A 16194-nucleotide genomic window follows, 5' to 3' on the forward strand; every position below is an offset into this window, starting at 1 on the left:
ATTAAGATGAAAATTGCTGTAATCACTGCCTTTCCGCCAAGTAAAGTTACTTTAAATGAGTATGGATACCATTTAGTAAAGAATTTTGCTCAAAAAAATGATGTTTCAGAAGTTGTCTTGCTGTGTGACAAAACAGACGAGCCCAAACAACTTGATTTTGAAAATAGTAATAAAGTAAAAGTCAATGAATGTTGGTCCTTTAATAGTTACACTAATATTATGTCTATTAGCGCGGCAATACGTCAGGAAAAACCAGATGCGGTTTTGATCAATCTTCAATTTATGAAATTTGGTGATAAGAAAGTTCCTGCGGCTTTAGGCTTGATGATTCCAATGGTTTTACGCAATAATAATGTGCCCACAGTATCTTTATTACACAATATCTTAGAACAAGTAGATTTAGAAAGTGCCGGTTTTACAGATAATAAATTAGCTCAAAAATTCTATAATTTTGTTGGAACCACATTAACCCGTTTTATATTAAGGTCAGATGTTGTTGCGGTTACAATCAATAAATACGTAGAAGTATTAGAGAAAAAATACAAGGTTAAAAATGTAAAAGTGATTCCGCATGGAACGTTTGATAGTATCGATGAACCTTCATTTGAGTTGGCTCCAGGGCCAAAACAAATTATGGCTTTTGGTAAGTTTGGTACCTATAAAAAAGTAGAGATTCTCATTGAAGCTGCTATTTTAATAAGAAAACGAAGCACTGAGAAAATAGAAGTAGTTATTGCAGGAACAGATAGTCCTAATACACCTGGATATCTTGCGGGAGTAAAGGAGAAATATAAAGAGGTGGAAGGAATTAGATTTACAGGATATGTAGAGGAAAAAGATGTTCCCGTTATCTTTGGAGAAAGTACCGTAGTTGCCTTCCCATATACTTCAACCACAGGTAGTTCAGGAGTTTTACACCAAGCGGGTAGTTATGGTAAAGCGGTAGTGATGCCAGATTTAGGTGACTTGGCTTTATTAGTGGAGGAAGAGGGGTATAGAGGAGAATTCTTTGATCCTGAAAGCGCCGAATCTTTAGCGCAAGCACTCGAAAAAATTATCAATAACGATGTTAATCGCAAAGCAATTGCAATGCAAAACTATAAGGCTGCGAGTGCTTTGTCAATGGACAAAATTACAGAAATGTATATGGACACTTTTAAGAAAATTATCCAATCAAAATCTTAATTTGAGATGTATTTAAATGCGGGTTTGTTGTTGCCTTTGTCATCAATAAACCCGAATTTTTTTTGTCGCATTTTCTGCCAAGGCCATCTTCCCGCTACTTGATCTGGCACATGAGGAAAATCATATAACGTCCAAGACATAAATGAATAATTGTTTTTCTTAAAGTACGCTTGTATTTTTCGATGGTATTCGGCTTGTTTTTTATCACTTCCTTCCCAAAAATTCCACATTCCGCCGTAAGAGGGAACGCCAAACTCTTCGATCACTACTGGTTTTTTAGTAGTTCTTACTAATTTATCTGTCTCGTATTCTAAATGTACCATGTCATTATAAAAATGGTAGGATATAAAATCCATTTTGTCGGCAAGGTGTGTCGCTTCAACAGAGTTTGACCAACCAATAGTTATTAAATGATTGGGGTCATTTTCTTTTATAACTGTTACCATGTGATCTAGCCAACTCAAAACATTGTCTTTTCCTCTGTTTTCAAAATCTAAATTCGGTTCGTTTTTTATATCCCATGCGAGTATTGCTTTATGGTCTTTAAAAGAAGTAACAATTTGTTCGGCATGACGGTGCGTCAAGGTCCAGCTGTTAATAGAATAATCACTGTAAAAATCAAATAATGTAACGATTACGGCTAATTTCTTGGCTTCAGCCAAATCTAAAAGTACTTTTAGCCTTTCCATTTTCTGCGGAATCAATTTTGCTTTTCCAAAATCACCATACTGGATAAAAACGCGAACCGTGTTTAGATTTGATTTTTTTATAATATCAAAATCTTGCGCAATTGTGTCTTTATTAAACAAATCACCAAAGGTATCCCAAGCAGAGTTTTTAGGGTAATAATTAATTCCTTTAATGGTATAAGGAATGTTATTTTGTAAGATTTGATTTTTTTTAACTGTATAAATGGGGTGTGGTTTTACCGTGTCTTTTGCAAATGCCTCGGATTTCATTTTCTCTAAATGACGCACACGCCAAAAACCATCTTCAAGCAACATCATCACCTTATAGGTCGCCGTATCTTGAATAGTGGTAAGTAACGTTTTGTTTTGATAGATTTTTTGATACTCAACTACATTTCTATCTTTAAATACAACTAACTGCCCATCTTCACTGTAAAATTCTAAATCAGGAAAATGTTTGATAGTCGTGTTCTCAATAGATATTTCATGAGATTTATTGTATTTAATAGTGCGGTATAAGTTCTCACGCGTATTTTGAGTATAGTAATCATCAATGCCTTTTGAAGTGTTATTCTCTAAGGCATTATTTTTTACATACCATGAAAACAAGTAATCGCGCTCTAGTTTTCCTAGCGTGTTTTTTTCCATTACCCGCGCCGGATTAACAAGATTGGTCCAGTTTATTTTAGGTAAATAAATATCTTCACTTTCGGTTTCTAGATGTAGCATACTGCTTCTATCTGCTCCAGTATTTAAATAATCTAAAATTCTGGCCAAACCCAATAGTGTGAAAATACAAATTAGAATAAAGGAAAAAATGAATGCTCCTTTATAAATATTTCGATTGTTAATTAGTCTCATATTTTTTTATTTCGGTTTTTCGAGTTATTCCTAACGTTGTGATTTCAAAGCGGTATTCTTTTTCTTTGTAAAAAGGAGGGAATAAAATAAAATTAGCATAACCTTTAGAACTTTCAGCAATTTTAGTCTCTATTAATTCCTTGTGATGAAATATTTTTAACTCTACTTTTATTCCGTCAGGAACAATTTGTTTCATGAAACTTTTAAGAGGACCCACGGTAATTTTTCTATTCTTTTCATAAAATTCATAAGGAAAAGTTCTAATCAATGGTTTGTAACTAATCTGGATGGGTTTGCTCTCAGCCATTCCAGTGATGTAAGCTTTTACGCGATAGATATCCTGATGATCGGGATGCAATAATTGTCCTATTGCAATTCCGTTTATTGTTGCAGCATAGGTTTTTAACAAGCTGTTATTGTTAGTAGTAACTTGAAAAGTAACTAAGGTTCCATCACCAATAAGGTTGCCAAACTGGTCTTTTATTACTGAGGTTTCTAATTTTGTGATCTGGTTGCCATCAGCAAATTCGTGGTTTCTTTTAAAATTAATAGTAAAGTTAGTCGCTGGTGATGGCGTTATTTCGGTTTCAAATTCTTTAGATCCTGTAGTATTACATTCTGTAGAAACAAGCATTTTACCTGACTTGTTTCTGGAATAAATGTTTTTCCATGCAATAAACGAAGCTGTTTTTTTGGTAGTAACCGTTACATTTTCAAGAAATTGATCTTTTATAAAAACAGTTGTATTGTCTTCTTTTGGGTTGTCATAACTATCTGTAGGAATGGCAACCATCATTGTAAAATGTTCTTGCCCTGTAAGGATAGTTGTTGGGCCTAAATAGTTTTCTAGAACCGTAGCTGTGTCATCATTTGGGCGAATGCTAAAATCACCTGTGATTATTTTTTCATTATTCTGCAACAAATACCAAGTTACGAATCCGGTTTTAAGACAGTAAAGGGGCGGAATATTAAATACAAGTTTTCCGTTATTGTTTTTGGCTTTCAAAATGGTTTTTCCGTAGGAATGAATAATAAATAAATCGGCTGTTGCGGTTTTAGAAGTAGTCGAAAAGTGTAATGAAATGGGGCTTCCTGCTACAAATGTTTTTTTGGATGTATCCAAAATAAATGCTGCTTCTGTATTATTTGTTTTTGAAATAGCAAAAACGAATAAAAAGAATAATACTAATGGAAGCAATACAGTTGTTAGTTTCTTTATCATTTTGGATTACCAATATAGTTATTCATTTCGATTTTAATGTAACTAAATCCTTTTCCGTCTACTTTTTGTAGCAGTTCTTTCTCTACCTCTTTATTTCGATTAGGAAGAATTGTTTTGGCCAGAGCCTCATTGGGTAAACCATTAACAAAACAATTTTTTAATGATGATAGTATGATTCGGCACTGAGATAAATCAAGCAATTTATAATCAAAATACTGTTTGCGCTGTACACGCACTCCTTCTCTTAAAAAATAATTATCAACATACAATAGCTCTTTTTTATCAGTATAATACGAAATTATTATTTCAGGGACAGTGACTTCTTGAATACCATAATTGAACAATGTTCCCTTGACGTGGTTGTTTTCGATAGTTAAATCAGATAAAGCTACCTGAATATAAAAATCAGTAATAGCAATATTACCCGCTGACTGGATGTCAAAATTTGCCGGAGTTTCGGTAATGTTTTTTGGCGTAAATTCATTAGGATTAAAGGTAGTAGGCTGTGTTACATCCTTATTTAACCAAGCGATTTCTTCAAAATTCACTCTAAAACTAGTTGTTTCTTTGGGTAATATTTTATGTTTAATAGCGTCTTTAGCATTAAAAGTAGCTAGTGATTTGTCATATTTATTGTAGAGGGTAGATTTTAAAACCACATCAGCGGGACTGTTATCTAAGTTTTGCAATTCACCAATAATAATATATTCATTTTTATAATGAATCAATTTAGCCGATAAAATTTCCAATTCAGGTTGTTTTAAGACGTCTTCATGATAGGTTTGTTGCGTGGTTATTTTTCGCCTTCCTTGTTTGAAATATTCAGTAGTATTGTCTAGTAAAAACTGATCTGGCGGAATATCTAAAGGCAGTTTTTGAGGCAAGATATACCATTTTCCTTTTCGTTTAATTACCTCATGGTAAAAGTCTTTTTTAATTATTTCAAGTGGCGTAATCCATTTTGTTTTAGCAACAAGAGAGGCTCTGTTTTCGGAGATCTCAGCGATTTCTATGTCTATAGCATCAAGTTTTGCATAAGAATTTAAAATCCCATCAGCAACAGATGTTTCGAGCATAAATTGTGAAATAGAAAGTTTGCTTTCAGGATCAATAAAAGAATGTGCTTTTTCGTAAAATTTAAAATCTAGTGCATCATAGTATGCTTTGATCACGTTCTTCGGACTTATTTGTGTCGCGTTGTACGTGTAAAAATCATAGGTGCTATACCCAATAATTCCTAATAAAAGTACAATCCAAAGGTGTAAAATAGTGATAATCTTAAACGGAAATTTTTTATAAGCCACAGCAAACTTGAAGAAATCAGGTTTTGGCTCATCTTTTAATTTTAATGCTTTATAAAAAATACTTTGTATATTAATTACAAAAGCAATTATCACAGTAAGGATTGGGATAATTCCCCACATTAATTTTAGATAGAGAGGAACTTCGTCTTTGGGGAGTACTTTTGGGAGTGGCGCAATATTTAGCTTTTCCCATACCATGATTCCGTTTTCTAGTAATGACAAGCGGTGCCAACCACAAAAATAGAGTATAGGGTCATAAAATTTATCATTAGAAAAAACATATTTCAGGTTGTATTTTTCCGGTACAGTCAAGAATTGCTGTAATGAGCCAATTCCTTCCATTCCTCTAAATTTTGAATTTTCTAAACGCTCCACAGCTCGGGTAGTTAACTCGGGTAGCCTTCGTGCTGAATGGTAATTACCATCTACTGTTTTGGCTTTTGTTTGCGAGGATAATGTAGCCATTTGATCTCCAAAACCTAGTGGTAAATAGCGCCACTGATCGTGCTGATCTTGATTTAAGAAATTAACAAGCGGTAAGGTGTTTATTTTTTGAGGTTGAAAAGGTCTAAAGTAACCCAGCGTAATTGTAAAACCTGCAAAAAACAAAAAAGAACCTGCAAACAAAGCCCCTAAAATACGGTGATACACATTCCCAAAACGGTTTTGAATAGCCGTTTTTAAATCACCTTCAATCAAGCGGTAGACAAATTCTCCTGACATGGGTAAACTCATGATGGATGCCCACAACGTAAAACGGTCAAGTGTTAAGATATTGAAAGCGGTTTCGCCTAAAACTTTTAAAGGGATAGGTGTTGTTCCTCCCGTTCCCAAAACGATTAATAAAGAGATGGATAGCCCAAAACAAATGTATCTTTTACTGTAATAACGGTACAATATATACGGCAAAATAAAGAATAATATCCCCCACGGAATCACAAAAAACATAAGCCCTGATGAGGTAACCTCAATAAAGTTATCCCTACTTCCATGCGGAATAGGGACTTGTGTGATGGGGTTTGCTTTTGAGTTTACCCAATATGGGAAAATACAAAATATAATTAGAAATAATGAGCCAGCCCCAAAGGTGACAATTCGTTTGAATAATTTAAAAAATGTTTGCAGAAATAATTTAAACTTTATCTCTTTATAGGAGTTCACTTGTTCTCGAGAAACATCCATAATTACAGTTCCAATCAAAGGAAAAATAAAAAAAATCATTCCAAAAATTGGTGTAACATGGTGTGAAGTTATTGTTACCGCTAAGAGTGAAAAGGACCTTAAAAGGTATTTAATTTTTCCGGTTTTTATCCAAAGATAGATCTCTGGCATGCAATGCATCAATACCGAAACACCAATTATGCTAGGTAATTGTCCAAAAATATGGAGTGTTTCAACAAATGATGAAGAAAAAACAGCTACAATTGATGCGTATCCAGCTACCGTACGATCCCCTGTAATCATTAAAGTGTAGCGATATACACCGGTTATAAATAAAACAATACCAATTATAGCCACGGTAAACATACCAAATTTTAGGCCCCCAATTAAAGATAAAAGTCCAATTACTTGATGAACAAGCGGTGGGTATCCCATAACGGTAAATCCTGTGTACCAGCTATAATTCCAGGGTTCAAACCAACTTGTTGCATAATGATTGGCAAAAAACATGTGTATTAACGCATCGTAAGTGCTCTCAAGTGTAAAGAAAATAGCACTCGAATGAAAGACAACTCCAATAAGTAGCGCTACAATTAAATATTTATTTGATTTTTCTTTTGCCAATGATTGAAAATTGATGTTTTTGTAAAAGTAATGATAAAACTGTTAATTAAATAAATCATAGCTAATAACTGTCATATTTTGTTTGGTTTTTAAAGCAGATTTAATATATTTACTATAACCAAATGCCAAATAGTAGAGTTATGAAAATTTTAATAATTGATGATCAAGAATTAGTTATTCTTTCTTTAGAAAAAAGCCTTCTTGATTTAGGCTACGAAGTGATTTCTGCTAACACCATTTCTGATGGTATTGAAAAGTATGATCAGCACAGTCCTGATTTAGTTATCGCAGATATCAACATGCCCTTTTCCAATGAAACGAATGCTAATGGTACGGATTTACAGGTGGCTTATAATGGACTTGAAATAGCGAGACACGTTAAAAAGGTAAGAGGTCATGCAACACCAGTAATGATTTTGTCTGGAAATACAGATGAGGATATCATTGTAAAAGGTTTTGATCTTGGTGTAGATGATTATATGAAAAAGCCTTTGAGCTTAAGCGAAATTGGTGCTCGTGTAAAACGTTTAATTGGAAGTGGAGACAAAATAAGCACTAACACTAAAAAAAATCAGATTATTCAAAATGATTGTATCGGTGTTGTCATTCCTTGCTATAATGAAGAATTACGATTGTTAGGGAATGAGTTCAAAGCCTTTATAAATTCTAATTTAGGTTACCACTTGTGTTTTGTAAATGATGGAAGTACAGATAAAACACTTAAAGTTTTAGAAAAATTAAGAGTAGGGCATGAGGATCATATTAGTATCTATGATTGTGAGAAAAATGGCGGTAAAGCAGAGGCTGTTCGTCTCGGGATGTTACACCTCGCTAAGCAAGACCAATTTGATTATATAGGTTTCCTAGATGCTGATTTATCTACTGATTTTGAAGATTTTCATGATCTTGTAAAAACAATTTCTAATTCTAAATTCAAGGTGGTTAGTGGTTCTAGAATGGCGCGCATGGGAGCTGATATTACTAAGGAATCTGCACGTGCAATCATTAGTAAAATCATCAACTTCATTATTCGAAAAACAATCGGGATGGAGTTTAATGACACCCAATGTGGTGCTAAAATAATGAGTAAGGATGTTATTGAAAATACGTTTCAAACTAAGTTTATTACAAAATGGTTATTTGACGTAGAGATTTTTATGCGAATGAAAAAAATCTACGGAGATGAAGAAACTAAAAAAATAGTATGTGAACAGCCTTTAAAAAGATGGATTCACGCTGATGGATCTAAATTGTCATTTAAAGATTCTTTGAAAATTGTATTCCAAATTGGACATATAGCAATCCACTACAGGTAAAAAATAGTTTTAATAAAGGTTTAATTAAAGATTATGTTTTAGAGCATAATCTTTTTTTTATAAAATCAATTAAAAAATAAAATAGGCATCACTATATATCGTAAATAGGTATTACTTTTGTGTCGTAATAGTTGCTGTTTAAAAAGCAGTGTAATCAAGTGCAATACAATATGAAAGAACAAATTAAAAAATTCTTAAACGAAGATCAAGATCCTAAAGCGATTGAAAAAATCACTTCAAAATTGCAGGATTTATTAATGAAAAACGAAGAGGTTGGGTACATTGGAGTTCAAAAAAAGCCAGCTATAACAGTGTTTCCTGATAGTATTGTGTTGACTAGTAAGCGAATTATTTTGTGCAAACCTAAAAATTTAGGACTGTCCATGGATTTTGTTGATTATGACTGGGAAGATGTGGCGGCCGCTTTTGTAAAAGAGAATATTCTTGGTTCAGAGTTTTCGTTTTCTACAAAAAGTGAATTGACAATTTCAATTGATTATATCCCGAAAACGCAAGCTAGAAAATTATATACTTACGCAAAAGAGCAAATGGATTTTTTAAAATCTCCAGTAGCTCAAAATAATGTAGTTGTAGATGAGGTAAAACCAGAAATTCAAGTTGAAGAGCAACAAGAAATCGTTGAAGAAGCAGAGGTTATTGAAGAAGTAGAAACTGAAGAAGTAACTAACTATTCAGAAATTATGCCAATAGCTACACCACATTATAATACTCCTGATGCCGCAGTTGTTGAAGAGGAAAACGGAGGTAAAGAAAAAGCATTAGGGGAATTATCACAAGATGAACTTTTTGGAAAATTACAGAATTATAAAAAGCTCCTTGATAACGGACTTATTTTGCAGGGAGAGTATGATACTTATAAAAAGGAGATCCTTTCTTATATGTAACTCCTAGCTATTATAAATAAACTAAAAAGGTCAAATGATGTTTCTCATTTGACCTTTTTAGTTTTATAATGTTCTTTTTTGTTTTTCGGTAAAATTATGAGCTTGTAACTCTAGTAGTTCAGTAGCTTTCTTTCTTTGTAAATCATAGAGGTTTTTGTCTTGTGCAATATCTTCATACACTTTGTCATGCATTGTGGCACTAGTTTTTACTAATAATTCTCTTTGATATTTGTTTTGTGTAATTGTAGCTTTTAATGCAGTTTCTATATCTTCAGTTTTAAAATCATATTCTCCTTTTGGCGAAAGCAATTTTGCAATAATAGGAGAGGTTTCAATCGCTAAAAATAACAACATAATAAAGAATGAAGGCAACCAAGGTAATTTATCTAACGCATTTATTCGGGCCATTAAACCGTCAAAACCATCAATTATAGGTTGGGTTTCGGTTACTTTTTTATCTAAATCTGTTTGTAGAGTTGTGGCTGTTTTATCTAATACAGCAATCTTTGCTAAATTATTCTTTTGCAAACTGTCTAATTCTTTTTTAGCCAAATCATGTTTGGCAATTTTTTCTTTAAAAACTGGGCCTTTACCTAGTTTTTTAGTTCCTGATGTACCTTCAGCTTCTGCAATGTAGGTCTCGTAGTACGTATTTACTTCTTTTTCTTTGTTGGTGATTTCTGCTTTGAGCTTTTCTATTTCGGTTTTGTTTTTATCTACATCCGATTTAAAATAATTGGCCACTTCTTTTTTATTCTGCAAAGCCATTGCGTTTTTCTCTTTCAATAACACGGTATTGATTTCTTTTTCAAAAATTTTAATTTCTAAAGGTTTAGAGATAACAATAGCAATAATAACGGCTAATATAATTCGGGGAGTTGCTTGTAGAAATTCACTTCCTATCTTATCTCTTTTTCGAATAGTAGAAACAATAAAACGATCGAGATTAAAAATAAGTAATGCCCAGACAATCCCAAAAATTATGGCAGGGTACACATTGTCAAAAACAGTAAATAAGGCATAAGCACTAGCAATTAAAGCCATAACTGCGGTAAAAAACACCGTAGCGCCTATTCCTACGTATTTAGTTTGTTCTCCTTGTGAGCAGTCATCTAGAATATCTTTGTCAGCTCCTGAGCAAAGAATGAAAAATTGTTTTAACATAACAGATTGTTTTGATTGATGATTTGATTGTTTCGTTTCCTCTAAAGAAGGTGTTAAACGACAATGCAAATTTAAGACCAAAAAAACTATTATTATTTTAAATTGCTGATTTGTTTTTGATTAGCTCTTTTTTAAACAAAAAAAGAGCCATTCCGTAAGGAACAGCTCTTTTAGAATCTGAATTATAATTAACTTATGCGTTAGGTGCTCCTGCCATAATTTCGGCATTCGCAAACTCTTCAAATTTAGCAAAATTAGCTTTAAATTTTTGACCTAATTCAACGGATTTTTTATCGTATAAATCTTTGTCTTCCCAAGTGTTTCTAGGATTTAAAATTTCGCTAGGAACATTTGGACATTCTTGTGGAATTGCAATTCCAAAAACGGCGTGGTTTTTATATTCTACATCATTTAATTCTCCATTCAATGCTGCAGTAATCATGGCACGAGTGTATTTTAATTTCATTCGGCTACCTGTTCCATAAGCTCCACCAGTCCATCCCGTGTTGATTAACCATACTTTTACATCGGCATCTTGGATTTTTTTGCTTAACATTTCGGCATATCTCGTAGGGTGTAACGGCATGAAAGGCGCACCAAAACAAGCTGAGAAATTAGGCTGAGGTTCAGTCACTCCAGCTTCTGTTCCTGCTACTTTTGCAGTGTATCCTGAGATAAAGTGGTAAGCAGCTTGACCAGGAGTTAATCTTGAAATAGGAGGTAGGATTCCAAATGAATCTGCCGTTAAGAAAAAGATGTTCTTAGGGTTTTTTCCAATAGAACCTGGTTGAATATTATCAATATGGAATATAGGGTAACTTACTCTTGTGTTTGGCGTGATAGAAACATCCTCGTAGTCAACTACATTAGTTCCTTCTTTAAAAATTACATTTTCTAAGATAGCTCCTTTTTTAATAGCTCTAAATATGTCTGGTTCGTTTTCTTCAGATAGATTTACAACTTTTGCGTAACATCCGCCTTCAAAATTGAAAACTGTGTTTTCATTTGTCCATCCGTGTTCGTCATCTCCAATTAATTTTCTTTTTGGATCTGCAGATAAAGTAGTTTTTCCTGTTCCGGATAATCCAAAGAAAATAGCAGTGTCTTCATCATCACCTACATTAGCACTACAGTGCATTGGTAAAGTGTTTTTGTCTACAGGAAGGATAAAGTTTAATGCTGAAAAAATTCCTTTTTTTACTTCTCCAGTATAGCCAGTTCCCCCAATTAAGACAATTTTTTTAGTAAAGTCTAGGATGGCAAAATTAGCTTGACGTGTTCCGTCAACAGCTGGATCAGCCATAAAGCTAGGTACGCACATTACAGTCCATTCTGGCTTGAAGTTTTCTAATTCGCTTTCTTCAGGTCTCAAAAACATATTGTAGCAAAACAGGTTTGCCCAAGGAGTTTCAGTAACCACTCTCACATTTAAGCGGTAATTAGGGTCAGCACATACATAAGAGTCTCTAGCGTAAATTTCTTTGTTACTCAAGTAAGCCGTAACTTTTTTATATAAAGCGTCAAAAGCAGCAGGATCGAAAGGAATGTTGACCTTTCCCCACCAAACTTGGTTTTCTGTAATACTGTCTTTTACAATAAAACGGTCTTGCGGCGAGCGTCCAGTAAATTCACCAGTGTTAATTGCTAGTGCTCCTGTAGAGTTTTCTACTCCTTGACCTAGTGCGATTGTTTTTGCTTGTAATTCGCTGGCTGATAATTGGTAATGAATCTTTGCGTTTTCGATTCCTAAGTCAGTTAGCGAAATCGATTTCGTAAACGGTGTGTTATTATTCATGGAATTATAATTGAGTGGTTTAATTTATTATTTGCAAAAATAGATATTATATTTCAGATACGATTTGATATTCCTATTTTTATACCTTTTTCTTGCAATTTTGATAAAACAAAACTATCCAAGCCGCTATTAGCAAGGCTCCTCCTATTGGTGTAACAAAACCTATTACTTTAAAATTAAAGGGAGTAAGGTCGTTTGTAGCTAATAAATAAATAGAACCCGAGAATAAAAGTACACCTATAAGTACTAAATTGTGGATGGTTTTTTTAGCTTTCTCTGAAAGTGTGGTTAGGGTACCAATAAATAACAAAAATAATGCATGGTACATTTGATAGCGTACCCCTGTTTCAAAAGTGATTAATTGCTCTGGAGCAAGAACTTTTTTTAGAGCATGTGCTCCAAAAGCCCCAAAAATTATTGCAATTGCTCCTAATAATGCTGCTGTGGTGATTATTTTTTTATTCATGATCATTATTTTATGAAATACAAAAGTATTCCTTATCTCACGAATCTAAAACATTTATTAGTGATACTTTACAGAGAGATTTGTTAAATATTAAAAAATGTTTTAACAAATGCGCGTTGTTATAAATACAACAATTTTGTATGTTTGTGTTATATTTATATAAATTATGAGACAAATTTTAATAATTGGTGCAGGAAGATCAGCCTCTTCATTAATACAATATCTATTAAATAAATCTGAAAAGGAAAATTTACATCTTGTTATTGGCGATTTGTCTTTGGCTCTAGCCAAAAAGAAAACAAACAATCATCCTAATGCTACTGCAATTGCACTAGATATTTTTGATACTAATCAAAGACATGATGCAATTAGCAAAGCGGATATTGTAATCAGTATGTTGCCTGCGCATTTGCATATTGAAGTTGCTAGAGATTGTATTGTATGTAAAAAAAGCTTGGTTACTGCTTCGTATGTTAGTGATGCTATGCAAGAGCTGGACGTTGCTGCAAAAGAGAATAATTTGGTTTTCATGAACGAAATAGGTTTAGATCCAGGAATCGATCACATGAGTGCTATGAAAGTGATTGACGAGATTAGAGATAAGGGCGGAAAAATGCTTTTGTTTGAATCTTTTTGTGGTGGGTTAGTGGCTCCAGAATCAGATACTAATTTGTGGAATTATAAATTTACCTGGGCACCGCGTAATGTTGTATTAGCGGGTCAAGGTGGTGCCGCTAAATTTGTTCAGGAAGGAACGTACAAATACATTCCGTACTGCAACTTGTTTAGACGAACTGAGTTTCTTGATGTAGAAGGATACGGTCGTTTTGAAGCTTATTCTAATCGAGATTCGTTAAAATACCGCTCGGTTTATGGCCTAGACAAAGTACTGACTTTGTATAGAGGGACAATTCGTAGAGTTGGCTTTTCTAAAGCATGGAATATGTTTGTTCAATTAGGAATGACTGATGACAGTTACCAAATGGAAAACTCAGACACGATGAGTTACCGAGATTTTGTAAATTCGTTTTTGCCTTACCACCCAACAGATTCGGTAGAGATTAAAACCAGATTGATTTTAAAAATTGATCAAGATGACATCATGTGGGATAAATTATTAGAATTGGATTTGTTCAATAAAAATAAAATTGTGGGTCTTAAAAATGCGACACCTGCACAAATGTTAGAAAAAATATTAAGTGACAAATGGACCTTAGAGCAAGATGATAAAGACATGATTGTCATGTACCATAAGTTTGGTTATGAACTTGATGGTGTAAAAAAGCAAATTGATTCTAAAATGGTTTGCGTAGGGGATGATCAAACATATACGGCTATGGCAAAAACGGTAGGATTACCAGTAGCTATGGCAACATTACAAATATTAAACGGAAAAATAAAAACTCCAGGGGTACAGCTTCCTATTAATAAAGAAGTGTATTTGCCTATTTTAAAAGAATTAGAGGAATATGGTGTTGTTTTTAAAGAGGAAACAATGCCTTATTTAGGGTACAAGCCCGATAAAGATTTTAGTTAGTCTTTTTATAAAACAACAAATCCACTTTTCACAAAGCGGATTTTGTTTTTCACACATTTTATTGTGCTGTTGCTATAGTAATGGGTAAACTGTACATTGTTTTAACAGCAACATCATTCAACTTACCAGGATTCCATTTTGGAGAAAGTTTCAAAACACGAATCGCTTCTTCTCCTGTACCGTGTCCTATTTCTCTTAAAATTTTGTAATCAGTCAAAGATCCGTCTTTCTCAATCATAAAAGTAATGTAGACTTTTCCTTTTACTTTCTCTTTAGACATTTCTGGAGACATGGTGTAATTTTTACCAACGAATTTATAAAACTCAACCATACCTCCAGGAAATTCTGGTTTTTCTGATAGCTCAGCGATGTTGTATGTAGAGCCAGCGGCTTTTTCAGCGCCTATTTTCTTGCTATAAACATCTACCTGATACGTCTCTGGTCCCCCTTTTGTCAGTATTTCGTCCATTTTCTCTTTACTAGGGTTTTTAATATTTCCCGTAATCAAAGCAGGGACAACGTCTTTTTCTTTATCGGTCAAATCAGCGTATTTTTTAGTAGCGACTACCGTACCGTCTTCACCTAATATTTGGAAATTAGTATTGATGTAATAATTTTTAAATAAAGTCGAATAGTCTACTGTCGCCATTTTTTGTGTGCTTTCTTGTGCTACAGTTTTTATGCACAATGAAAATAGTAAGGCTGTCAATACGGGAATTACAATCCCTTTCTTTAAAATAGCTCTGGTAGCTGTGGTTTTTTGTGTCATCATAATAAGTCTTTTTTTAGTTACTGCATAGTTTAAATTACTGGCCAAGTAATAAGTTGGGTTCGCGTTAGCTACAGAGAGTAGTAAATTCTGGTAAAACGGAACATTGTTATAGGTTTTCACAACCTGCTCATCTGCTAGGAATTCATGATTGAGCTGGATTGCTTTTTTGTACAATAGGAATAATGGGTTGAACCAAAAAAACACGCGAATTATTTCGATTACTAAAATATCAATAGTGTGTTTTTGAGTGACATGAATGAGTTCGTGTGCATACAGTTCGGCTTCAATTTTTCTCGAATGATACGCATCTTTATTGATGAATATATAGTTTAAAAAAGTATGTGGCAATATCTCCTCATCTAGTAAAACCAACACCGCATTTTTATATTCCACCGTGGGATTGTTTCTTTTTTTGTGAAGCAGTTTAGCCACATTACTAGCAAAACGAAAAGCAAGAGCAGTAGTAAGCAGTCCGTAGCTGATCCATAAGGCAAGCAGCCAGTAATTGGTCTCGTCTTCTATAACCACCATTGTCGCTTCAGAAGCAAATACCAACGGTTTTTTGATTGCCGCACTGCTGACTTCTTGCGCTATTTCGAAAGTAATAAACGGAACAGCAAACGAAAACGCCAAACAAAACAACAGATAAAAGCGATTAAATCTGTGTATTTTTTCTTTCTCTAAAACAAGATGGTACACCGCTAAAAGTACGGCTAACGAAAGGGTCGATTTAATTAAAAAGGCTATCATTTTTTCTTTTTTAAGATTTCACCATCAATGATCTGTCTCAATTCTTCTAGCTCCTTTGTAGAGAGATTGGTTGCTTTTGTAAAGAACGACGCAAACTGCGAAGCCGAATTATTAAAAAAACTACTAATCAATCCATTGACGTGCTTAGAGAAATAGTCGGTTTTTTTAACCAGCGGATAGTATTCACGTGAGTTGCCAAATTCATTGTAAGCCACAAAATCTTTATCGATCATGCGTTTTAGTAAAGTTGCTACAGTAGTTGTTTTTGGTTTAGGCTCCGGGAACGCTTCTAGTAAATCTTTCATAAAAGCTTTCTCGAGCTTCCATAAATGTTCCATGAGTTGTTCTTCGGAGTTTGTAAGTTGTTGCATGGTACTTTTTTATTTTGTTGACTTATGTTGTGTTAGTTTGTTTGTGTTACTTGTGTTGCGAATTGGCACACG

Annotated in this window: 12 protein-coding genes; 4 read left to right on the forward strand and 8 right to left on the reverse strand. The window is 33.7% G+C overall.

Annotated elements, in window-relative coordinates; all coding sequences use genetic code 11:
- Positions 1 to 6 precede the first annotated feature (6 nt).
- Positions 7 to 1185, forward strand: coding sequence for a glycosyltransferase (locus HNP99_RS11650; RefSeq protein WP_173853563.1), 1179 nt, complete (start codon positions 7 to 9; stop codon positions 1183 to 1185).
- Here HNP99_RS11650 and HNP99_RS11655 read toward each other — a convergent pair.
- Genes HNP99_RS11655 through HNP99_RS11665 form a run of 3 tightly spaced genes read right to left on the reverse strand, consistent with a single transcriptional unit; the run spans position 1182 to position 7046 of the window.
- Positions 1182 to 2735, reverse strand: coding sequence for a glycoside hydrolase family 2 TIM barrel-domain containing protein (locus HNP99_RS11655; protein WP_173853564.1), 1554 nt, complete (start codon positions 2733 to 2735; stop codon positions 1182 to 1184). The two genes, HNP99_RS11650 and HNP99_RS11655, sit on opposite strands and share 4 nt — an antisense overlap.
- Positions 2722 to 3957: a hypothetical protein gene (locus HNP99_RS11660; protein WP_173853565.1), complete on the reverse strand. Its 1236-nt coding sequence runs from the start codon at positions 3955 to 3957 to the stop codon at positions 2722 to 2724. Before HNP99_RS11660 ends, HNP99_RS11655 begins: the two co-directional genes overlap by 14 nt.
- Positions 3954 to 7046, reverse strand: coding sequence for a hypothetical protein (locus tag HNP99_RS11665; RefSeq protein WP_173853566.1), 3093 nt, complete (start codon positions 7044 to 7046; stop codon positions 3954 to 3956). Before HNP99_RS11665 ends, HNP99_RS11660 begins: the two co-directional genes overlap by 4 nt.
- 140 nt (positions 7047 to 7186) lie before the next feature.
- Between HNP99_RS11665 and HNP99_RS11670 the strand changes: the two genes are divergently transcribed.
- Together HNP99_RS11670 and HNP99_RS11675 are read left to right on the forward strand one after the other, a co-directional pair.
- The gene (locus tag HNP99_RS11670) at positions 7187 to 8362 is read left to right on the forward strand and encodes a glycosyltransferase (RefSeq protein ID WP_173853567.1); all 1176 of its coding nucleotides are present in this window, start codon (positions 7187 to 7189) and stop codon (positions 8360 to 8362) included.
- Between the two features lie 170 nt (positions 8363 to 8532).
- Positions 8533 to 9267 (forward strand): PH domain-containing protein, encoded by a 735-nt coding sequence (locus HNP99_RS11675; protein WP_173853568.1) that lies wholly within the window; start codon positions 8533 to 8535, stop codon positions 9265 to 9267.
- Positions 9268 to 9330: 63 nt separating this feature from the next.
- Here HNP99_RS11675 and HNP99_RS11680 read toward each other — a convergent pair whose 3' ends face one another.
- From HNP99_RS11680 to HNP99_RS11690, 3 genes are all read right to left on the reverse strand, one after another.
- Positions 9331 to 10431 (reverse strand): DUF4407 domain-containing protein, encoded by a 1101-nt coding sequence (locus HNP99_RS11680; RefSeq protein WP_173853569.1) that lies wholly within the window; start codon positions 10429 to 10431, stop codon positions 9331 to 9333.
- 193 nt (positions 10432 to 10624) lie between these two features.
- A complete protein-coding gene (gene pckA / locus HNP99_RS11685) occupies positions 10625 to 12226 on the reverse strand; it encodes a phosphoenolpyruvate carboxykinase (ATP) (RefSeq protein ID WP_173853570.1) in 1602 nt (533 codons plus the stop codon).
- A 79-nt stretch (positions 12227 to 12305) separates the two neighbouring features.
- A complete protein-coding gene (locus tag HNP99_RS11690; protein WP_173853571.1) occupies positions 12306 to 12692 on the reverse strand; it encodes a DUF423 domain-containing protein in 387 nt (128 codons plus the stop codon).
- A gap of 166 nt (positions 12693 to 12858) precedes the next feature.
- On the opposite strand from HNP99_RS11690, the gene HNP99_RS11695 reads away from it, so the two are divergent.
- Positions 12859 to 14229 (forward strand): saccharopine dehydrogenase family protein, encoded by a 1371-nt coding sequence (locus tag HNP99_RS11695; protein ID WP_173853572.1) that lies wholly within the window; start codon positions 12859 to 12861, stop codon positions 14227 to 14229.
- A gap of 58 nt (positions 14230 to 14287) precedes the next feature.
- Here HNP99_RS11695 and HNP99_RS11700 read toward each other — a convergent pair whose 3' ends face one another.
- Together HNP99_RS11700 and HNP99_RS11705 are read right to left on the reverse strand one after the other, a co-directional pair.
- Positions 14288 to 15751, reverse strand: a complete 1464-nt coding sequence (locus HNP99_RS11700) for a M56 family metallopeptidase (RefSeq protein WP_173853573.1) — start codon at positions 15749 to 15751, stop codon at positions 14288 to 14290.
- Entirely contained in the window at positions 15748 to 16122 is a 375-nt protein-coding gene (locus HNP99_RS11705) for a BlaI/MecI/CopY family transcriptional regulator (protein ID WP_173853574.1), read from the reverse strand. Before HNP99_RS11705 ends, HNP99_RS11700 begins: the two co-directional genes overlap by 4 nt.
- Positions 16123 to 16194: the final 72 nt, after the last annotated feature.

The sequence above is a fragment of the Flavobacterium gelidicaeli genome (assembly GCF_013294005.1).
Classification (GTDB): domain Bacteria; phylum Bacteroidota; class Bacteroidia; order Flavobacteriales; family Flavobacteriaceae; genus Flavobacterium.